This window comes from Candidatus Margulisiibacteriota bacterium (genome assembly GCA_003242895.1).
Classification (GTDB): Bacteria; Margulisbacteria; Riflemargulisbacteria; order GWF2-39-127; family GWF2-39-127; genus GWF2-39-127.
Genome location: QKMY01000054.1, coordinates 1 through 16,865 on the forward strand (window position 1 = coordinate 1; position 16,865 = coordinate 16,865).

19 protein-coding genes are annotated in these 16,865 nt (G+C 38.8%); 8 read left to right on the plus strand and 11 right to left on the minus strand.

All coding sequences use genetic code 11. From position 1 onward, the window contains the following. Positions 1 to 505: 505 nt before the first annotated feature. The 6 genes from DKM50_08950 to DKM50_08975 all read left to right on the plus strand — a co-directional run bounded on the left by DKM50_08950 (position 506) and on the right by DKM50_08975 (position 5,560). On the plus strand, positions 506 to 694 hold the full coding sequence (locus tag DKM50_08950) for a DUF2795 domain-containing protein (GenBank protein ID PZM79384.1): 189 nt from the start codon (positions 506 to 508) through the stop codon (positions 692 to 694). A gap of 383 nt (positions 695 to 1,077) precedes the next feature. Beyond that, entirely contained in the window at positions 1,078 to 1,350 is a 273-nt protein-coding gene (locus tag DKM50_08955; protein PZM79385.1) for a hypothetical protein, read from the plus strand. A 161-nt stretch (positions 1,351 to 1,511) separates the two neighbouring features. Then, entirely contained in the window at positions 1,512 to 1,778 is a 267-nt protein-coding gene (locus DKM50_08960; GenBank protein PZM79386.1) for a hypothetical protein, read from the plus strand. Between the two features lie 949 nt (positions 1,779 to 2,727). Next, positions 2,728 to 3,741 (plus strand): hypothetical protein, encoded by a 1,014-nt coding sequence (locus DKM50_08965; protein PZM79387.1) that lies wholly within the window; start codon positions 2,728 to 2,730, stop codon positions 3,739 to 3,741. Between the two features lie 149 nt (positions 3,742 to 3,890). Beyond that, positions 3,891 to 4,589 (plus strand): hypothetical protein, encoded by a 699-nt coding sequence (locus DKM50_08970; GenBank protein ID PZM79388.1) that lies wholly within the window; start codon positions 3,891 to 3,893, stop codon positions 4,587 to 4,589. Positions 4,590 to 4,735: 146 nt separating this feature from the next. Further along, positions 4,736 to 5,560, plus strand: coding sequence for an undecaprenyl-diphosphatase (locus DKM50_08975; GenBank protein ID PZM79389.1), 825 nt, complete (start codon positions 4,736 to 4,738; stop codon positions 5,558 to 5,560). Between the two features lie 58 nt (positions 5,561 to 5,618). Here DKM50_08975 and DKM50_08980 read toward each other — a convergent pair whose 3' ends face one another. The 4 genes from DKM50_08980 to DKM50_08995 all read right to left on the minus strand — a co-directional run bounded on the left by DKM50_08980 (position 5,619) and on the right by DKM50_08995 (position 9,343). Then, positions 5,619 to 6,413 carry a hypothetical protein gene (locus tag DKM50_08980; protein ID PZM79390.1) on the minus strand — a complete coding sequence of 265 codons (795 nt, stop codon included), beginning with the start codon at positions 6,411 to 6,413 and terminating at the stop codon, positions 5,619 to 5,621. Positions 6,414 to 6,668: 255 nt separating this feature from the next. Then, positions 6,669 to 7,229, minus strand: a complete 561-nt coding sequence (locus DKM50_08985; GenBank protein PZM79391.1) for a hypothetical protein — start codon at positions 7,227 to 7,229, stop codon at positions 6,669 to 6,671. 182 nt (positions 7,230 to 7,411) lie between these two features. Further along, positions 7,412 to 8,632 (minus strand): hypothetical protein, encoded by a 1,221-nt coding sequence (locus DKM50_08990; GenBank protein ID PZM79392.1) that lies wholly within the window; start codon positions 8,630 to 8,632, stop codon positions 7,412 to 7,414. Positions 8,633 to 8,923: 291 nt separating this feature from the next. Next, positions 8,924 to 9,343, minus strand: a complete 420-nt coding sequence (locus tag DKM50_08995) for a hypothetical protein (protein ID PZM79393.1) — start codon at positions 9,341 to 9,343, stop codon at positions 8,924 to 8,926. Positions 9,344 to 9,719: 376 nt separating this feature from the next. Between DKM50_08995 and DKM50_09000 the strand changes: the two genes are divergently transcribed. Further along, positions 9,720 to 10,001: a histidine kinase gene (locus tag DKM50_09000; GenBank protein PZM79394.1), complete on the plus strand. Its 282-nt coding sequence runs from the start codon at positions 9,720 to 9,722 to the stop codon at positions 9,999 to 10,001. Between the two features lie 41 nt (positions 10,002 to 10,042). Here DKM50_09000 and DKM50_09005 read toward each other — a convergent pair whose 3' ends face one another. Further along, on the minus strand, positions 10,043 to 10,609 hold the full coding sequence (locus DKM50_09005) for a TetR/AcrR family transcriptional regulator (GenBank protein PZM79395.1): 567 nt from the start codon (positions 10,607 to 10,609) through the stop codon (positions 10,043 to 10,045). Between the two features lie 610 nt (positions 10,610 to 11,219). Here DKM50_09005 and DKM50_09010 point away from each other — a divergent pair. After that, positions 11,220 to 11,648, plus strand: a complete 429-nt coding sequence (locus tag DKM50_09010) for an Hsp20/alpha crystallin family protein (protein ID PZM79396.1) — start codon at positions 11,220 to 11,222, stop codon at positions 11,646 to 11,648. 163 nt (positions 11,649 to 11,811) lie between these two features. Here DKM50_09010 and DKM50_09015 read toward each other — a convergent pair whose 3' ends face one another. The 6 genes from DKM50_09015 to DKM50_09040 are packed head-to-tail and all read right to left on the minus strand — an operon-like array spanning position 11,812 to position 16,860. Then, the gene (locus tag DKM50_09015) at positions 11,812 to 13,020 is read right to left on the minus strand and encodes an ABC transporter permease (protein ID PZM79397.1); all 1,209 of its coding nucleotides are present in this window, start codon (positions 13,018 to 13,020) and stop codon (positions 11,812 to 11,814) included. Beyond that, positions 13,017 to 13,694: a macrolide ABC transporter ATP-binding protein gene (locus DKM50_09020; GenBank protein ID PZM79398.1), complete on the minus strand. Its 678-nt coding sequence runs from the start codon at positions 13,692 to 13,694 to the stop codon at positions 13,017 to 13,019. The genes DKM50_09015 and DKM50_09020 overlap by 4 nt, the downstream gene beginning before the upstream one ends. A gap of 1 nt (position 13,695) precedes the next feature. After that, positions 13,696 to 14,871 (minus strand): hypothetical protein, encoded by a 1,176-nt coding sequence (locus DKM50_09025; GenBank protein ID PZM79399.1) that lies wholly within the window; start codon positions 14,869 to 14,871, stop codon positions 13,696 to 13,698. 17 nt (positions 14,872 to 14,888) lie between these two features. Then, positions 14,889 to 16,310, minus strand: a complete 1,422-nt coding sequence (locus tag DKM50_09030; GenBank protein ID PZM79400.1) for a hypothetical protein — start codon at positions 16,308 to 16,310, stop codon at positions 14,889 to 14,891. 57 nt (positions 16,311 to 16,367) lie between these two features. Further along, a complete protein-coding gene (locus tag DKM50_09035) occupies positions 16,368 to 16,631 on the minus strand; it encodes a hypothetical protein (GenBank protein PZM79401.1) in 264 nt (87 codons plus the stop codon). Next, on the minus strand, positions 16,618 to 16,860 hold the full coding sequence (locus tag DKM50_09040; GenBank protein PZM79402.1) for a hypothetical protein: 243 nt from the start codon (positions 16,858 to 16,860) through the stop codon (positions 16,618 to 16,620). Before DKM50_09040 ends, DKM50_09035 begins: the two co-directional genes overlap by 14 nt. Positions 16,861 to 16,865 lie beyond the last annotated feature (5 nt).

Sequence of the window (16,865 nt, forward strand, 5' to 3'; positions counted from 1 at the left end):
AATCCTGCAGAATTAAAGAGAAAAATAGATAAAATACTGTTTGTGTTGGGTGAATTAAATAACAAAAAATATGAGCTAAAAACAATAGTTGCTGCTCAGAATGGTTAATAAAAATCAAAAAAGAAAGGAGGTGGAAAGTCAGGTTTTGATTTGATTTACTATTGTCTCCTACGGTCAGGTTTTAATTTGATTTGACACGAAATTAAAAGCACCTGGTACGTTACAGGGGGATTTGAAGAAAGAGCTTCACCTGAGCCAAACTGAAAGTAAGCAGTACATAATTGTATGCAAATTCCTGGTGGCTTTTTTAGAAAATGGTGAGCCGCATATATGGTTTGAGGCAAATTTAGTCATGAGCGCAACTCCTGTCAAGTGTGATATTTTATTGTAAATAAAAGGAAATAAACGTGTTGACTATCTCGTTCATTTGCTTAAAATGCACACAGTAAAAAGGTCGAGTGTTAATCACTGGCTATAAACTTCTTGTGAAAGGGAGGTAATTATTATGGTAAGTACCGCAATGGTTGAAAAGGCATTAGCTGGAATAGATTATCCAGCTGATAAAAGCAAAATGCTTCAGTTTGCAAAAGAACGTAACGCATCAAGTGAAGTCCTCGATGTTTTAAATAGAATGCAAGACCGTCAATATACAAGTGCTGCAGACTTGGCACGTGGTGTGGGCGAAGTAGAATAATCTACCTGCGACATCCGGTGTGTTCCTATTGCACCGGATGTCCTGTATATTTTGTAAATTATTTCTCCTCATTCAAATAAACCTAAAATACAGTATTTCCTATAATTAAAACAAAGAATTTTAGTACACTTTCTGTTTGAAAAATGTTATAATAATTTTTGTCTAGGCAAGGCTATGACTGGATTTAACTGTCAGGAAAAGGAATTGATCAGCTCTCTGGAAAGAATTGTAAAATGTTTCCTGCTCAGAGTTGAGCCAAACGTAAAAAGATTGAATTCTTGTTTACAACGCTGCCAAAACTTCACTTCATAAGCAAATGATAAAATATAAATAAATAATAAAGCAAAAATATTAATTTTTGCTTGAAAGGGAGAGATAGAATAATGGAAAAACAAAATTATAGTGATATATCGGAACAAGAAATATTCGCTACACCCTGGCTAGAAAAAGATATTGATAAAAAACATTCACTGGGCCTGATTCAGATTTATGGTTTGCTTCCGGAAGAAGACAAAAAAATCATGTTTAAGGATATACATGCGTACTACCAATATAAATATCCTGACAGGTTAGGCTATATTTATTATATGAAATTTATCTATGATTTTATGAAAATTGTAGTCGGAAATAAAGGAACGCTGGATATTAAACAGTAGGATAGCTTTGTTTCTAATGACGCTATAAAAACCAGGGAAATCAACGGTTCTCCCTGGTTTTTTTTGCTGTTCCGATAGCTTAATAAATTACCTCTAGCGAGAATGTATAATTTTTTATACTATAGGTAAGTCAAAAAACTAAAATTAAAGAGGTGCAAATAATGAGTATCTTCGAAATTATAATGCTACTATGTTTCGGAGCAGCTTGGCCGTTTTCAATATATAAATCATATACATCCCGGTCTACCCGAGGGAAAAGCATCGTTTTTCTGGTCATTGTTCTGATCGGGTATATCTCGGGAATGTTGCACAAAATCTATTTTTCTTATAATCCAGTTATTTATTTCTATATTTTCAATGCTTTCTTAGTATTGATTGACACACTGCTCTATATCAGAAATTACCTTCAGGAGAAAACCAGAAAGTAGGCAGTTTATAACTTTTTCTCGCATGATACACTCTCAATTATGTTGTTATAGATTATCCTCATAAACATAATATTGCCAATTTCCTTACGAGAATTCTGCACTTATAATAAATAACAGAATATTGTCAGGCAATTCAACAAAACCTTTCTATTCTTGACTTAAGTCAATTATTTCCAGGATTTTCCCTGTTAGAATAAGAATACCTAATACAGCAAATCTGCTGATCAATCGGAGGAACTATAATGGAAATCATAGAAGACCTTTTTAACTCACCGATAAAAAAGCTTATAGCTCAGTATCCTGATATAGAGAAATTAGTGAAACAGGCAGCATTGCAATCCACAAGAAAGATTCCGATTAAGCAGGTCATTGTGAGCTTGAAAGGAGAAATTCTCGAGAATACGTGGCTCGATTAACCAATTCTATTGAAGCAAAACAAAAAACAATCTTCAAGCATCTCCTATTCTTTCATTGCAAGGAATATTGACGAATATGCATGTGTGATGCCATACTTGTATACAGGGTATGGTGTCATTTTCGTTTAGATCAAAAATACATTAATATTTATATAATTGCGCATTTTTTAAGTTATGGAGCAGCCCCCTGCATAAGCATCCTGACTTTCTGGTCCATAACCGCGTAACGCCTGGCTTATGATTGCTTCCATATGTGGCATGGCACATAAACCTAAGATATTTATAAACTTATTATTTTGCCTCTGGAGGTTTTTTCCCAGAATTAATCGAAGTCAATGATTCTGTTCATCTTAATTTTTATAAATTTTTGCACTCCTTAAGGCAACTTGGAGAATTAGTAGTTTTTTTATCTCTAATACCGTATTCATCGGCTTTTGTATATGTGCATGGTTCTCTTGAGAGCTATTCATGCACATCGTTATATCGTTACTTAACATATCTTAAAGGTAAGAAAAATAATTTTTTTATAAGGAATGAATATGGAAAACTATATCGTCAATAATGATAGCTGCAGAAAAGCTTTTCCTAAAAAAAGAATACTTACAATAATCTGGATCAGTTTATGTTTAATTATATTTGCTGTATTTATTGAGTTTAATTCGGTATTTCCGGAAAATGAGCTTTTAGCAAGCGAGAGCAAATCCTGGCTCTTGGAGATCCATGATTCTATTACAACACAAATAGATAAATACGCCCTGCCCGGAGGGATAGTGGGTGTGTCAATTAAGGACCTTACGACCGGCGAATATTTTTCTATAAATGGTGATGTGCAGTTTAATCCGGCAAGTGTTATAAAAGTTCCTGTTATGGTAGAAGCTTTTCACCAAATGGCGCTTGGTAGAATATCCATGGATGAGAAACTTTTTTTACACCAGCAAAACAAGATCCAGGGTTCCGGAAGCATACAATATTTGCCTAACGGGTCGGTTTTTACTGTCAAAAGATTGATTAATCTAATGATCACTGACAGCGATAACACAGCAACTAATATGCTCATTTGCCGATTAGGCACAAAAAACATCAACCAATATATGCGAAAAGTAGGTCTCCGGCATACCGTATTAAAAGATCCGACAATGTTTTGTAAATTGCCTGGTAAATATAACCTTACTTCACCAAATGATATGTTAATGCTTCTTGAGAAAATGTATAAGGGAGAGCTCGTGAGTGCTGACGCCTCAAAACAAATGTTAGATATTATGAAGGCTCAACTCCATAAATGGGGAATTCAGCGCTTTTTACCGGCTTCTGCAATCGTTGCCAATAAAACCGGATCATTAGATTTTGTAAGAAATGATATCGGAATTATTCTCGATAAAAAACATCCGTATATCTTGTCTATTTTTTCAAAACAGCTACCATCAAATTATTATGGAAGCGTGCTGGTTGGCTCTATCTCAAAGGTAATATTCGATAGGAGAATGCAACTAAACGGGAAAATGCCTTCACGGAATGGTAAAAATTACTATACAAGATATGGCGGATAAATAGAAAGTATATTACAATATAACCGCTTTTTCTTTTTGGAAATATAAAGTCGGAAATAGCCGGATTATTTTTTACATCAGAGAATCTATGAAGATCTTTGCTAAATTAAGGAATAATTCATTGTTGAACACAAGAAGGATGGATTGTAATGAGAAAATGTTTAGCTGGAGCTGTATTGTTGCTGTTGCTCGGAACGCACGCTGGTTTTGCTGAAAGTTATGAGCCTATCTGGAGAGTGAACACCACGAACCTAGTCATAGCCTTAACTTTTGACGATGGCCCGAAACCTGAATATTCAATCCCGGTCCTTGATATTTTAGATAAATATTGTATTAAAGCAACTTTTTTTATTGTTGGGAAAATGGCGAAAATCTACCCGGATACCGTTTACCGCATGGCAATATCAGGGCATGAGGTAGGGAATCATACCTTTTCGCATGTCCGCCTGGATACCGTTTTTAGTCCCCAGGAAATTGAAGACGAGCTGAAGTTAACAAACCAGATAATTGAAAAAATTACAGGGTCCAAACCAAAATACTTCAGACCCCCGGGAGGCAGGTTCAATCAGTTTGTTATTCAAACTGCGTTTGAAACCGGCCTTAAACAAATTAACTGGAGCCTAACCGCGGCCGATTATATTCCTTTCAGCATCATACCGGTAGCAAATCAGGATAATTCCGAAAAAATTGTTGAACGGGTTATCTCTCAAACGAGGCCGGGTTCGATAATCCTGCTGCATAATGGCGGGAATGATGTCGAAAAAGCGTTGCCAAAGATAATTGAACAGCTTCGCCAGAAGGGGTTCAAGTTTGTTACTATATCTGAGTTGCTTGGAAACAACTCATGAGATTGAATGGTTAATTGATGCAGGATTGGGTTAATTAATAGTCTGTAAACTTAATTTTTTTTTAGCCTGCAAGATAAGAAAGAACAAAAGACGTTTGCTTGCTGCACGTACTGGGGCTGAATTGAGCTAAAGGAGGTTTTTCAGTTATGGTAGAAGTTATCTTATTATTGAAAGCGGCATTTTTGGGAATCGTTGAAGGAATAACGGAATTCCTGCCTATCAGCAGTACGGGACATATGATTCTCGTCGATCACTATGTCAAACTTTCGAACAATCATAGTTTCACAACAGCTTTCGAAGTGATTATTCAATTAGGGGCAATTTTATCAGTAGTCGTCTATTTCTGGAACAAGCTCTGGCCGTTCAGCGGAACTCGTACAGAGAGAACAGAAACCTGGCAAATATGGTTTAAGGTGTTAGTCGCGGTATTGCCTGCCATAGTAATAGGGTTAAAATTCGATGATTTGATTGAAGAAAAGCTGTTTAATGCTACAACAGTATCGATAGCATTAATTTTTTATGGCATTATATTAATACTTATCGAAATATATAATAAAAAGAAAAACTCATTTGCGATTACTAATGTTCGAAATATCGGTTACGACAAAGCCTTTATGATCGGGATATTTCAATGTCTCGCAATGGTTCCCGGGACATCACGTTCGGCATCAACGATTATTGGCGGGATATTATTAGGACTTAATCGTGCTGTTGCCGCTGAATTTTCATTCTTCCTGGCAATCCCGACAATGATGGGTGCCACACTGCTAAAAATAATCAAAGAAGGCTTTTCTTTTAGTGTTATTGAGTGGATTTCTATAGCCTGCGGATTCGTTGTTTCTTTTGTCGTGGCTTTTGCAGTGATCAAGTTATTCATGGAATATATTAAAACTAAGGACTTCAAAATTTTTGGATACTATCGAATAGGTCTGGGAATTGTAATCCTGTGGCTACTTTTTTTCAATCATTAAATTGCAGTTGGGGCGTACCTTGGCACGCCGCCCACTGGTCTGTTGGAATAATCCGGAGTTAAAAATCTCCCCAGTTAAAAGACAGAGAATAAACAAGATTCCGAAGCCTAAGACCGCTTTCGAAGTCATCGGCTATAAAGCTGCCTTTTCTATCGCTTGAAATATCCTGTGATAACAAATATGATCCTGATAATCGTATTGCAACTTCGTTATTAAAAATGAACTGTATTCCCGTTTTTGGTTCAATAACCCAGAACAATTTTGAATACATGTTTTTCTCTGATAATAAGTTTAATTTGCCTGCTCCGATTAAAGACCCGCAGAACAGCGAACATGCAGGTATTCCCATCGGTATTTGATAGAGGAAATCGAGTCCGCCGTAAAAAATAAATAAAGATCCTTTTTTATCACTGTAACCTGTTTCCATGTATCCCCCTGAAGCTGCACCTCCGAAGTAAAAATTTTTGCCAATAAGTTGATATCCTCCAATTCCTAAGAAAATGATCGAAGAATTTTTAAATGACGGAACGCAATTAGCGGTAAATTGTTCATTAATTAACGATTTTTGAAAAGATTGGAGGGGGACATATTTCATAAACAGTTCCCCATTCTCTTTCCTTCTGTTATCTAGCCAGGACGTGTGTTCGAAGTAAGCGCTGGGGATTATATTGGATTCCTGATTTTTGTTTGCTACGCTATCTCTGGGAAGTAAATAATGGTTGTCCTCCGCACCTTGTTGGGTGTTTATAGGATTTTCTATCTGGTCGTAATTTTGGTTTTCATTATAAGCATAGGAATTAATGGACGATAAAACTATGAGTAACAGTAAAGAAAATCTTAGTTTATATTGCATCGTACTCCCCCCCATCATACTTTAATTGCAGGGATTGTATCAAATACGACAGCCACTTACAATAAACTGATAACGAAGGTAATATCAGGAAAAAGGAGAAATCTGACTATTTCAAGGATGATTGGTATTTGCACCACCACGTCGTTCAACCCGGATAATTCTTTGATTCTAAATGAGCCTTAATTTTGATTTCTACAAATAGAAAGGGAACAGAAAGAAGCCTCTGTTCCCTTTTGTTGAACTTCAGAACAAAGCCTATCTGGCTCTTTCTGGTTTTCTCTCCTGCAGGTCCCCATTCTTTCTTTGCTGTCCGCGTTGATCTTTCTGGTTACGGCCGCCGGTCCGTAATGTCTCTTCAGCCCGCTCTGCGCCGGAAAAAACATCCCGAGCCTTCTGCTGGAGTGTATTCAAATCAGCAGCATTGACCCCGTCCTTAGCTGCGCTGATTGCAGCTTCTACATCATTCCTGGCACTCTCGATTGCATCAGCCATAGGAGTGTTATTATTCTTGCTCTGCTGGTCCAGATAATTAAATACCCCGACCTGCCCACCTTGTTCCTTCGGTCCTTCAAGGATATTAAGAGCTTTTACAAGATTATCTCTTCCAGCTTGCAGTGTAGTCGCCTTGAATGCCAAAGTGGCAAATTCCTGAACGGAATTTAACGCACCCATAGCACCCTTGACACTGTTTATCCGCACTTGATCTTTTTGCTTAGTACCATCTTGCGCCTTTGTTCCCTGCTGCATCGTATCCTGTGCAAATCCTACCGTCGAAAAAACCCCGATTATTGCAATGGCTATTATAAGATTTTTCATGACTTACCCCCTTTTCATACATTTTTATAAAAATTATTAGCTCTTGTAATGGATACTACTTCTGTCATAGAGAACGGTCAACTATTTCTGTTTCCCGCTATTTTCCTCCAATCGGTCACACTTTCAGAGGAACTTAGATGAGCATTAAGTATCCATTGATCCATCAAACTAACTAATGCTAGTCAGGCAGCCTTCTTATAAACATTTTCATACTGTACCGGATGAGAACCTGCCAGTTCCTGCCTATAATCTCGTCCTATTTCATCCATTGTCCGCCTGATAACCATTTCGCTTGGAGCGCCACCGGAATTGACCTTATTCTGGTACATGAAATACCTGTAATCCGGAGGAATCTGATCAAAAGGAACAAACTCTGTCCCCATAGCGGTCAGATTAACCTGATTAGCTAATACCTCCCTGACATAGTCAACATTTGACTCGAACTTAATTTCGGCTGGAAGGCTTTGTGGTAATATTGACTCAGGTTCACGGCCTTCGTATCGTCTCATCATATCCGCAGCAATTTTTAGATGCTCGATTTCCATGCGCAGGTTTCGTTCCCACATGCTTCGAATACGCGGGTCCGGCTCCTGAAGCATAAAAGAATAATAGAGATAGCATTCATTATATTCATGAAGCAACCATTGCTCGAACCATGACATTGTCGGATCCATAAGGGATTCATAATGAGTAACGTGTGCTTCTTCAATCTGTCCTATTTCAGCATATAAGCCACGCCCAACCATATCAGAAAAACGATTGCCGACATTCATATAATAATTCATAGTTTGTTGTTCTCCGGCAACAATAGTCAGAAGATGCAGCTTCGTGAGGATATCAGCACTATCCTTGTTTATTGGTCTCCTTACGTCATCGAATGGAAACCGGTGTTCCATAATAGTCGGCCTGCCGGGTATAATCTCGGTGTACTGTTTGGTTACCGAAGCGGCTTCCTTACCTTCAGTGAGCATCATGAGATTCGCATAGCGATAGAGATGATCAAAATCCTCCAACAGCCCGAAATCCAGAGCAGCTTTAACGTAAGAGTCCGGCTCTGTCCTTGCAAGATAGGCAGTGAGATCTACGGCTACCTGTTCGTACCCTATCGTCACCTCTAAGGTCGATTCGTTGCCCGGAACCATCCAGTTGACCATTTTCTGCTGCTGCTGTTCGAGCCTGCGCCCCAGCGCTAATGTCTGTTTCAGTTCAGGGTCACTTGTGTGCCGGGCAAACATATGAGAAAAAAGCGCAGCTTCTACTTCGATACCATTCATCAGGATGATCCTTGCTCTCGTATATGGATCAACGGTGTTCTTATCATATGGCTGCATGTTAACCTCTGACCAACTGCTGATCTGGTCATCTATTGCTATACCCTTTTCTTGAAGTGGATTAAAACCCATAATTTTCCCCCTTTCAATTTATAACATTACGATTAAACATCCTCTTTGAGGCGGGGATGATACTACATCTCCGTGGAAAGTAAAAGGAATATTGCACATTAAACTTATACGGCATCTTTCGAGAAAATTACATGCGGGCTAAGCTGCTCAAATACTTTAATCGAGTAGGAGGTAGGGGCTTTCCTTAACAAGAAAGCTCCCCATGCTGGGCGCACAAACAAAAAGATCTATAAGGATTGTTCCCTATAGATCTTTTTCAATTAACTATTTATTAATTCTCAGGCCTTCAACTTAGCCATTCTGATTATGGACCTCATGGTTCACTTTAATTCCATTCTTGTATAAATCTATAAAATGAATTACGCCGCCGGTATGATACTCTTTGTATACCCCGTCCAGCTTGCCATTCTTCCAGGAAGCTTCTGCTTTTAGCTCTCCCAACTCATTATACATCCGGCCAATCCCGTTCTGTCTGTTCTTTTGATAAGCAACTTCGGCCCTTACGTTCCCATTATCGAAATAATATTTGCACAAACCTTCTTTAACGGCATTCTTATAAGGCACTTCTTTAATCAACTGCGCATCCTTATCATATTCTTTGGTAACTCCGTCGACTCTCCCGTTCTTGTAGGTCGTCTCCGATTTGAGTGCTCCATTATTGTGATATTCTTTATGAATACCATCTATTTTTTCTTCTGTACTTTGTTTCATCTAATTTCCCTTCTGCCAAAACCTTTTTGCAACTATAAAAAGTCGCTATTATACTTAAAATTTTCATTATTAGTTATCTCTTCCAGCTAGAAATTAACCAAAAAGACTACTTAAGCAAGAACCTTCATATATGACAAATAATAGAGGATAATTAGTAATTTCGGTTCAATTATATACCGGATCAACATGAAAATTTAAAATTTTAATATTATAATTATACCATAAAAACCAGAAAATTTATATGGGTGATTCTGTCCCGTATAACCGGCGATTTTGCCTTCCTTATAGCACCCAGTCTGTGAGTTGAAATAGATGATACTCTCTATTGCAAAAAAGCCAGCCCAGGATATTATGTGCCGAGAAAGGGGATGAGTTGATGGACACAAGTGAAGAATACAAAGAGGCACAAGCACGGGTGCGGCAACTACGCGAATTTTATAGTCATATGGCAACCTATATCGTGGTTAACCTTGGGTTATTTCTCATCAATATTATTACCGCGCCTCATGACATATGGTTTTATTGGGTCGTGATTGGCTGGGGAATCGGGCTTATATCTCATGCATTCAGAGTATTCGGCATAAGCGGAATATTCGGACCAGAGTGGGAAGAAAAAAAGATCAAAGAACTTATGGAAAAAGACAAGCAGAAAAAATAATCACTGCGCAAGCAGGACACCCTTCAGCAAAAAAAATTGCCTTATGAGTATATTCCGTACTGGAACTGGCGAAGGGCAGTATAAACGAGTTGCTCATCAAGCTCTGTGTACCCGTTTAATCCAAGCATAATATAACTGTTTACCATACCCAAATACGTGAAGGCATAGGATTGCTGCCGACCCTTCATATTGCCATGATTATGCGCTGCCTGCATAAACATCTTCTCGATAATTACATGTAGTTCTTTATGGAAACTTGCTACAATCATAAATGACTCGCTGTTAGGTGGAGCGAACCATAAGGTAAGTTGCAATCGATAAAAAATAGGATTTTCTTTGGCGAAATGAAAAAAAGCCAACGTCGATTTTTCCAAGGTAAAAGGCAAATCCCCGTTGTAATAAGCCGCGTTCCGAACACTATCACATAATTTGTCGAAATGCTCGGTTAGAATTGCTTTCAAAAGCCCTTCTTTATTCCCATAGTAATGATAAAGAGTAGGCTTAGTGATCCCTGAAGATACCGCAATTTCCTGTACCCCTACCGCCTCGTAACCATGCATTGAAAACAAGTTAAGTGCAACTTTTAGTATTTTTGTCTTATTATCCATATAATTTTCTTACTGTTATATTCTTTAAATTCGCCGATTATAAAAATTGAACAGCTTAAGCACGCGCACAACACGGTTTATTCATGATAAGCTATTTAGGTTCCTCCGGTTACCAAGTCATCAGTTACAAGATTAACTGCCCCTCAGCATACCGAACGGTATAGACATTGTCAATCCCTAAAACTAAGGGACGAGGGATTCCGGTATTTATACAAAATTTAAGTAGTGTCCAGCAACCTTGTCCAGAAAACAAACATCCTTAGCGATGACCGATAGCTCTTGTAATCAAAAAAAAACCCTTGCCTAGAAGCATTTTACATAAATCATCATAATTGGCATAAAAAATGTTTATTCCTTACCTGAAAACATAAAGTAGCAAAGGAGATGAATCTAATGAACAAACTCAAACAAACCACATTCAACAAAATGATGGAAAAAGCCAGAACGGAGAAACCAATAATGTCACTTATAAAAATAGAAATGGCATTAGATTCAAAAAAAGTAAATCTGCTGCTAAATAATAATTAAAAAAGGTGGTGAGCAAAAGCAATTAATAAATGAATAAACTATTAAGAACATTTAAAAAAAACTAAGATAAGGAGAGCTAAAAATGTTAACATTATGGACACCAAGACAATTATCAACTTTTGAAAGATTATTCGATGATTTTTTTAAAACCAGCGACCTAAGTCAATACCATGAAAAAACCTATTCGCCCAATATAAATGTGCGAGAAACAAAAGACAAAGTGATAATAGAAGCGGAACTGGCAGGACTAGAAAAAGAAGCGGTAAAAGTAAAATTCGAAAACGGCGCATTAAAGATAAGTGGAGAAAGAAAATTCGGGAAAAAGGCACAGGATGAAAAGTACTATGCAGTAGAAATAAGCTCCGGATCATTTGAAAGGATAATTCCTATCGATGAGAATTTTATCAAAGCTGATACTATAAAAGCTAATTTCAAGAACGGCATACTTACTGTTGAACTCGATAAAGCCGAAGAAAAAAAAGCAAAAGAAATTGAAGTTCAAATCTCATAACCCTCCTTACCGGAAGGTCCTCCTTTACAGCCCTTGCCTAACCAGTAAGGGCTGTAAGCCCTAAATAAAAAATAAGTTAAGCATGTAGAAACCGCCGCTTTACAAAACTATGCTATATTAACAACAAAGAAGAAGGGTTCGAAAAAGATTACAGAGGATTTTGTTACTCATAGCGCAGTGCATCTACAGGATTCATTTTGGCTGCTTTCCGGGCAGGATAATAGCCGAAAAACAGACCGGTAGCGAATGAAACGCCGAAAGCCAGGATAATAGAAAACGAGCTAATTGCCATCGGCCACTTACTGAAAATAGAAATGATTTTTGCGAAAACTACGCCCCAGAATATCCCGATTATTCCGCCGACAAGACAGAGCACTACAGCTTCGATAATAAATTGATTTAAGATATCGGATTCATACGCGCCTATAGCCTTACGGATACCGATTTCCCGGGTCCGCTCAGTTACCGATACCAATAAGATATTCATAATGCCAATTCCTCCAACAATGAGAGAAATCAGGGCGATACTGCCCAGTAACACCGTAAACGAACGGGAAACGTTATTCATAGTATCAAGCAGTTCCAATTGAGAGCGTATGGTAAAATCGTTCTCTTTATCGCCATTTAGCTTATGCTGTCGTCTTAATGTCCTGATTATAATTTCCTCGACTTTATCAGTATCTTTCTTATTCACAACAGAGGCATAGATTGCCCTCAGGGAATCATCCCCGGACAACCTCTTTTGTTCCGTAGTTATCGGGATAAAAATCTGGTCATCTTCATCGCTCCAGCCCGAATTTCCTCGCGCCTTATACACACCGATGACCTTAAAAGCGAGGCGGTTGATCCTGATCTCTTCTCCAATCGGGGTTTCCCCTCCGGAGAACAAATTCTCCGCAACCGTATTGCCCAAAACACAGACTTTCGCCGCGGAATCAACCCTCGCTTCGTTAAAGAAGGTTCCTGATCCGATCTCATAATTGCGTACCATGAAATATTCCGGGGAGACCCCCAAAACACTGGTATTAGAATTATTCCCCTTATACTTCACCTGGCCTCGAACCGATGCCTCTGAGGCAACAACGGCTAAATCCCCGACTTTATTAGCAAGCGCCTTTGCATCATCGAGATTAAGTCTTTGAGCCACATCCGTTTGAACCAGTCCAGTCCGGCTGAGCCCTGAACGCACTGTCAGCAGATTCGTTCCCATTTTTTCGATTGACGAGGTTATCGACATCTGGGCGCCTTTACCAACAGAAAGCATTGAAATTACCGCTGCAATTCCGATCACTATACCCAGCATGGTCAGCGATGAGCGCATTTTATTTGACAAGATTGAAGTTACCGCCATCTTAAAGTTTTCGATAATCATGATCGTCCCTCTTCTATCTCATGAATAACTCCGTCTTTAATATGAATAATTTTTTGCGCCTGCTCTGCTACATGCCGATCATGAGTTACCATAAGGATAGTCTTTTTTTCGCTATGAAGATTCTTGATCATTTGCAGAATCTGTTCGCCGGAACGGGAATCCAGATTACCAGTCGGCTCATCAGCCATAATTATCTTGGGGTCATTCACCAGTGCGCGTGCGATAGCTACCCGCTGTCGCTCACCCCCGGATAATTGCCCGGGATAGTGGTTAGCCCGGTGAGATAATCCTACTAGTTCAAGTAATTGTTCAGGTTTTCCATGCTTATTTTTGGTTCGGTTATATATCATAGGTAATTCGATATTTTCTTTTGCAGAAAGTCTGGTAATCAGATTGAAAGTCTGAAAAATGAACCCGATTTTGCTCCGTCGAATTTCTGAGAGTTTCCTGGTGTTCATGACTGCCACGTTCTCGTTATCGAGAAAAAAATTCCCGCTACTTGGATAATCGAGACACCCCAAAATATTCATCAATGTCGATTTGCCTGAGCCTGAAGGACCCATTATGGCAATATATTCGCCTTCTTCAATATCGAGAGTTATCCCCTTTAAGACAGGAACAACATCTTCTGCCATTTGATATATTTTTTGAATGTTTTCTAAGCGTATTAACATATTAGCGTCCTATACGTCCCATCATCCGCATTGAAGACTGTGCTCCGCCCCTCTGATTATTACTATTATCCAGACCCTTACCTTTTTGTTTTACGTAGACGGTATCGCCTTCATTTAGCCCGCGAATAATCTCGGTATACTCCCCGTTATCCAGGCCTTTTTCTATCTTCCTCTTGACATAATCATTGTTTTCTTTTAGCAAAACGAAACTACTCTTCTTTCTGGTAACAATAGCTTGCGAGGGAAGTGACAGTACATTTATTTTCTGGGAAACTACAATTTCTGCCGTTGCTGTCATTCCAGGCTTAAGACTGGCTTTGTGCTTATCGGTTATCTCTATTTCTATATCAAAAACGGTAACATTTGATTTGTTGGTAGCTTTTGGGGATATGTGAGTGATAACACCCTCAAATATCCGGTTTTCGTAGGCATCAACGGTTATATTAACTTTCTGCCCGACATATATCTTGCTGATATCGACTTCATCGACTTCTGCCTTTGCAATAATCCGGGAAATATCACCAATCACGAAAATCAGAGTTCCGCCATTATTAGAAGATATCCCTGATGAAATAATCTGCCCTTCTTCTATAAGCTGCTGGAGAATAACACCATTGATAGGTGCCTTTATTTCGGTATCTGCATAGCGCAACTCTTCTGCTTTGAGTTGTTCCTGCGCATTTATTAAAGCTGCTTCCTGGATCTTCATGTCAGCACCTGCCAGGGTCCTGCTGCTCTCAGCTTGCAGCAACTGTTCAGAAGTTATGAGCTTATCTTTCGCCAGGGTAGCTTGCTGTTTATAAATCCGTGCAGCTTCTTTGCCTTTCTCTTTTGCCTGGGTCATACGTGCCTCAGCTGCCATAACGCTCGCTTGGTTCTGACGAATTCTCGACAACTCTTCGGTCTTGTCCAGTTCTAATAATAATTGACCATTATTTACAATATTTCCTTCTTTTACATGAAGCTTTAACACATTCCCACTGGCTTTTGACTTCACTTCGATTTCCCGGTAAGCATTAATAGTACCGGAAGAGGACACTACAACCTGTAAGGTCCTCCGTTTCACCAATTCAGAAGAATAAGCGGTCCCTTGATCCCCTTTAGCCGTTTTGAAGTAAACGCCGCCGGCAACAGCCACAATCGTTACGATAACACCCAGTACTATTTTTTTATTCATTATTCTCTCCCATACACTTAGTTGAGCCTAAAAATTGCTTGGAGATTGGCCCTTAATGCTTCCAGTTGATAATAGGTCTTCAAATAATTAACCACGAGCTGATAATAACCGATTTGCGAATTTTTCAGGGAACTCTGGTCCTGAACAATTTTATCAGTAGTGATTAATCCCAGTCTGAATTTTTTTGTCTCTATTTCCAGGAACTTTTCAGAAAGATCTCTGATATCTTTAGCTGTAGAAATCCTTTCCTTAAGTACCTTTAGATCTTTCATCGCGTCATTGGAGTGGATTACGGTTGTCTTACGAATTATATCATAGTTTAATTTTTGCTGTTCCAATACTATGTTTTCTTTTTCGAGGGCAGCATCGCTTTTTTTATTGCCAAAAAGATATTGGAAGCGAAGACCTAAAGAATATACTTGATTTGATAATGAATAACTGTCAGCAAAGGTTTTGGCATTGTCGCCATAACCAAGAGAAGCATCAAAAAAAGTTCCAGGCAAATCCTGATTACGCAAATACGAGATATTAGTCTGAATCTTATTCGCCATTAGCTCGGATATTTTCAGGTCCGGGTTCCGTCTGAGAATATCATCCGTGCTAATCAGGCTATAAGTAGGCATTCCAGGTTCGACCGGATCAGGTACGATATAGTTACTTGAGGCCACCCCCACCAGCAACGCCAGTGCTTCACGGTTCTTTTCGATTACACTTTCTGCGGCTAGCTTGTCATCTTCCGCTTTTTTGAAAGCAATCTGGGCTTCCATGACGTCATAAGGGGTTACCAGATTAAGGGATTCTTTCTTCTTATTCTCTTCAAAAATGTATCTGGCATGTTCGAGGTTCTTTTCGGCGATCTCTTGACTTTTAATGCTCAAAAAATAATCACAGTATTTTGTGATCGCATTCATAATATAATCATTACCATATTTAAGGTAATCCTGCTGGGCTTTCTCCTTATCTAATCTGGCGAGAATAATCGAATATTCAGTAGCATCCTTGCCATAACCACTGAACAGCGGCTGAGTAAAAGTTAAGGAGAGATTGGAATTGTAAGGCGACGTTTGGGCATCGTTCTTAGAGTTGTCAAAATTCACCGAAAGATCAGCTCCTGTCGATAGCTTCTGTGAGACGCCGATCTTTGCAGCTAAAGTATCACTTGTAGCACCGCCGAGCGCCGACTGCCCATGTTTGTTCGTGAGCGAAGCCTGAAAAGCCGGGTCATAGATTCCTTCCTTCTCACGAACCGTAATTGCAGCTGACTCCAGGTTCATACGTTGTGATTGCAGATCCTGGTTACTTAACCATACGTTCTGGATGAATTCACTGAGCGTCAATGTCTGAGCAAAAACAGTATTATTGCTCAAAATAGTACATACCAATAAAGAAAAAAAGATATTTCGAATAGTTCTTATCATTAAATTATACCCTCTCGCCATTTATTTAAACAAAGGATGTTATTAAAATGTTCCACCAATTTTATATCTTGATTTTTACTATGGCTGATGCGCCGACTTGATGGCATTACTATAGCTGTTGCCAGCGGCGGGAGCAATATAAGGAGATGACCACCCATCGACATTCCCATTATTAAGCGCAAGAAGCAGTATAAGCAGCCCGATCATCGACGATAAGTTCCAGGACAGCCCGCATAAAAGTGAGCCGATGGAAAACGTAGCCAAATAGTTCTCAATCCTATCTAAAAATTTTAAAAGTAAGTTTTTGTAGAGTTTCTTTAAGTCCTTTTCAATTACGTCCAAATAAACAACCGTAGACACCTAATCGTTTCCTCAATACCTCTGAACTTATTATCTTGCTCTGCGGATCTTCAAATCTATCTTTTGCTATCTGAGCATCAGAGTACTCTTCAAAATAAAACTTCAAGGCTTCTACTACGTAATATTTTTCAGGTCTATGAGTGGACTCGGCAATCTCATGTAATTTGTTTGCAATGCCTTCAGGTAATCGAAAAGATTTTGATTTAGTCATATAAT

Excerpts from the sequence above, each read along its gene's own strand:
- DKM50_08950 (PZM79384.1), top strand. The coding sequence starts at position 506 with ATGGTAAGTACCGCAATGGTTGAAAAGGCATTAGCTGGAATAGATTAT.
- DKM50_08955 (PZM79385.1), top strand. The coding sequence starts at position 1,078 with ATGGAAAAACAAAATTATAGTGATATATCGGAACAAGAAATATTCGCT.
- DKM50_08960 (PZM79386.1), top strand. The coding sequence starts at position 1,512 with ATGAGTATCTTCGAAATTATAATGCTACTATGTTTCGGAGCAGCTTGG.
- DKM50_08965 (PZM79387.1), top strand. The coding sequence starts at position 2,728 with ATGAATATGGAAAACTATATCGTCAATAATGATAGCTGCAGAAAAGCT.
- DKM50_08970 (PZM79388.1), top strand. The coding sequence starts at position 3,891 with ATGAGAAAATGTTTAGCTGGAGCTGTATTGTTGCTGTTGCTCGGAACG.
- DKM50_08975 (PZM79389.1), top strand. The coding sequence starts at position 4,736 with ATGGTAGAAGTTATCTTATTATTGAAAGCGGCATTTTTGGGAATCGTT.
- DKM50_08980 (PZM79390.1), bottom strand. The coding sequence starts at position 6,413 with ATGCAATATAAACTAAGATTTTCTTTACTGTTACTCATAGTTTTATCG.
- DKM50_08985 (PZM79391.1), bottom strand. The coding sequence starts at position 7,229 with ATGAAAAATCTTATAATAGCCATTGCAATAATCGGGGTTTTTTCGACG.
- DKM50_08990 (PZM79392.1), bottom strand. The coding sequence starts at position 8,632 with ATGGGTTTTAATCCACTTCAAGAAAAGGGTATAGCAATAGATGACCAG.
- DKM50_08995 (PZM79393.1), bottom strand. The coding sequence starts at position 9,343 with ATGAAACAAAGTACAGAAGAAAAAATAGATGGTATTCATAAAGAATAT.
- DKM50_09000 (PZM79394.1), top strand. The coding sequence starts at position 9,720 with ATGGACACAAGTGAAGAATACAAAGAGGCACAAGCACGGGTGCGGCAA.
- DKM50_09005 (PZM79395.1), bottom strand. The coding sequence starts at position 10,609 with ATGGATAATAAGACAAAAATACTAAAAGTTGCACTTAACTTGTTTTCA.
- DKM50_09010 (PZM79396.1), top strand. The coding sequence starts at position 11,220 with ATGTTAACATTATGGACACCAAGACAATTATCAACTTTTGAAAGATTA.
- DKM50_09015 (PZM79397.1), bottom strand. The coding sequence starts at position 13,020 with ATGATTATCGAAAACTTTAAGATGGCGGTAACTTCAATCTTGTCAAAT.
- DKM50_09020 (PZM79398.1), bottom strand. The coding sequence starts at position 13,694 with ATGTTAATACGCTTAGAAAACATTCAAAAAATATATCAAATGGCAGAA.
- DKM50_09025 (PZM79399.1), bottom strand. The coding sequence starts at position 14,871 with ATGAATAAAAAAATAGTACTGGGTGTTATCGTAACGATTGTGGCTGTT.
- DKM50_09030 (PZM79400.1), bottom strand. The coding sequence starts at position 16,310 with ATGGCGAGAGGGTATAATTTAATGATAAGAACTATTCGAAATATCTTT.
- DKM50_09040 (PZM79402.1), bottom strand. The coding sequence starts at position 16,860 with ATGACTAAATCAAAATCTTTTCGATTACCTGAAGGCATTGCAAACAAA.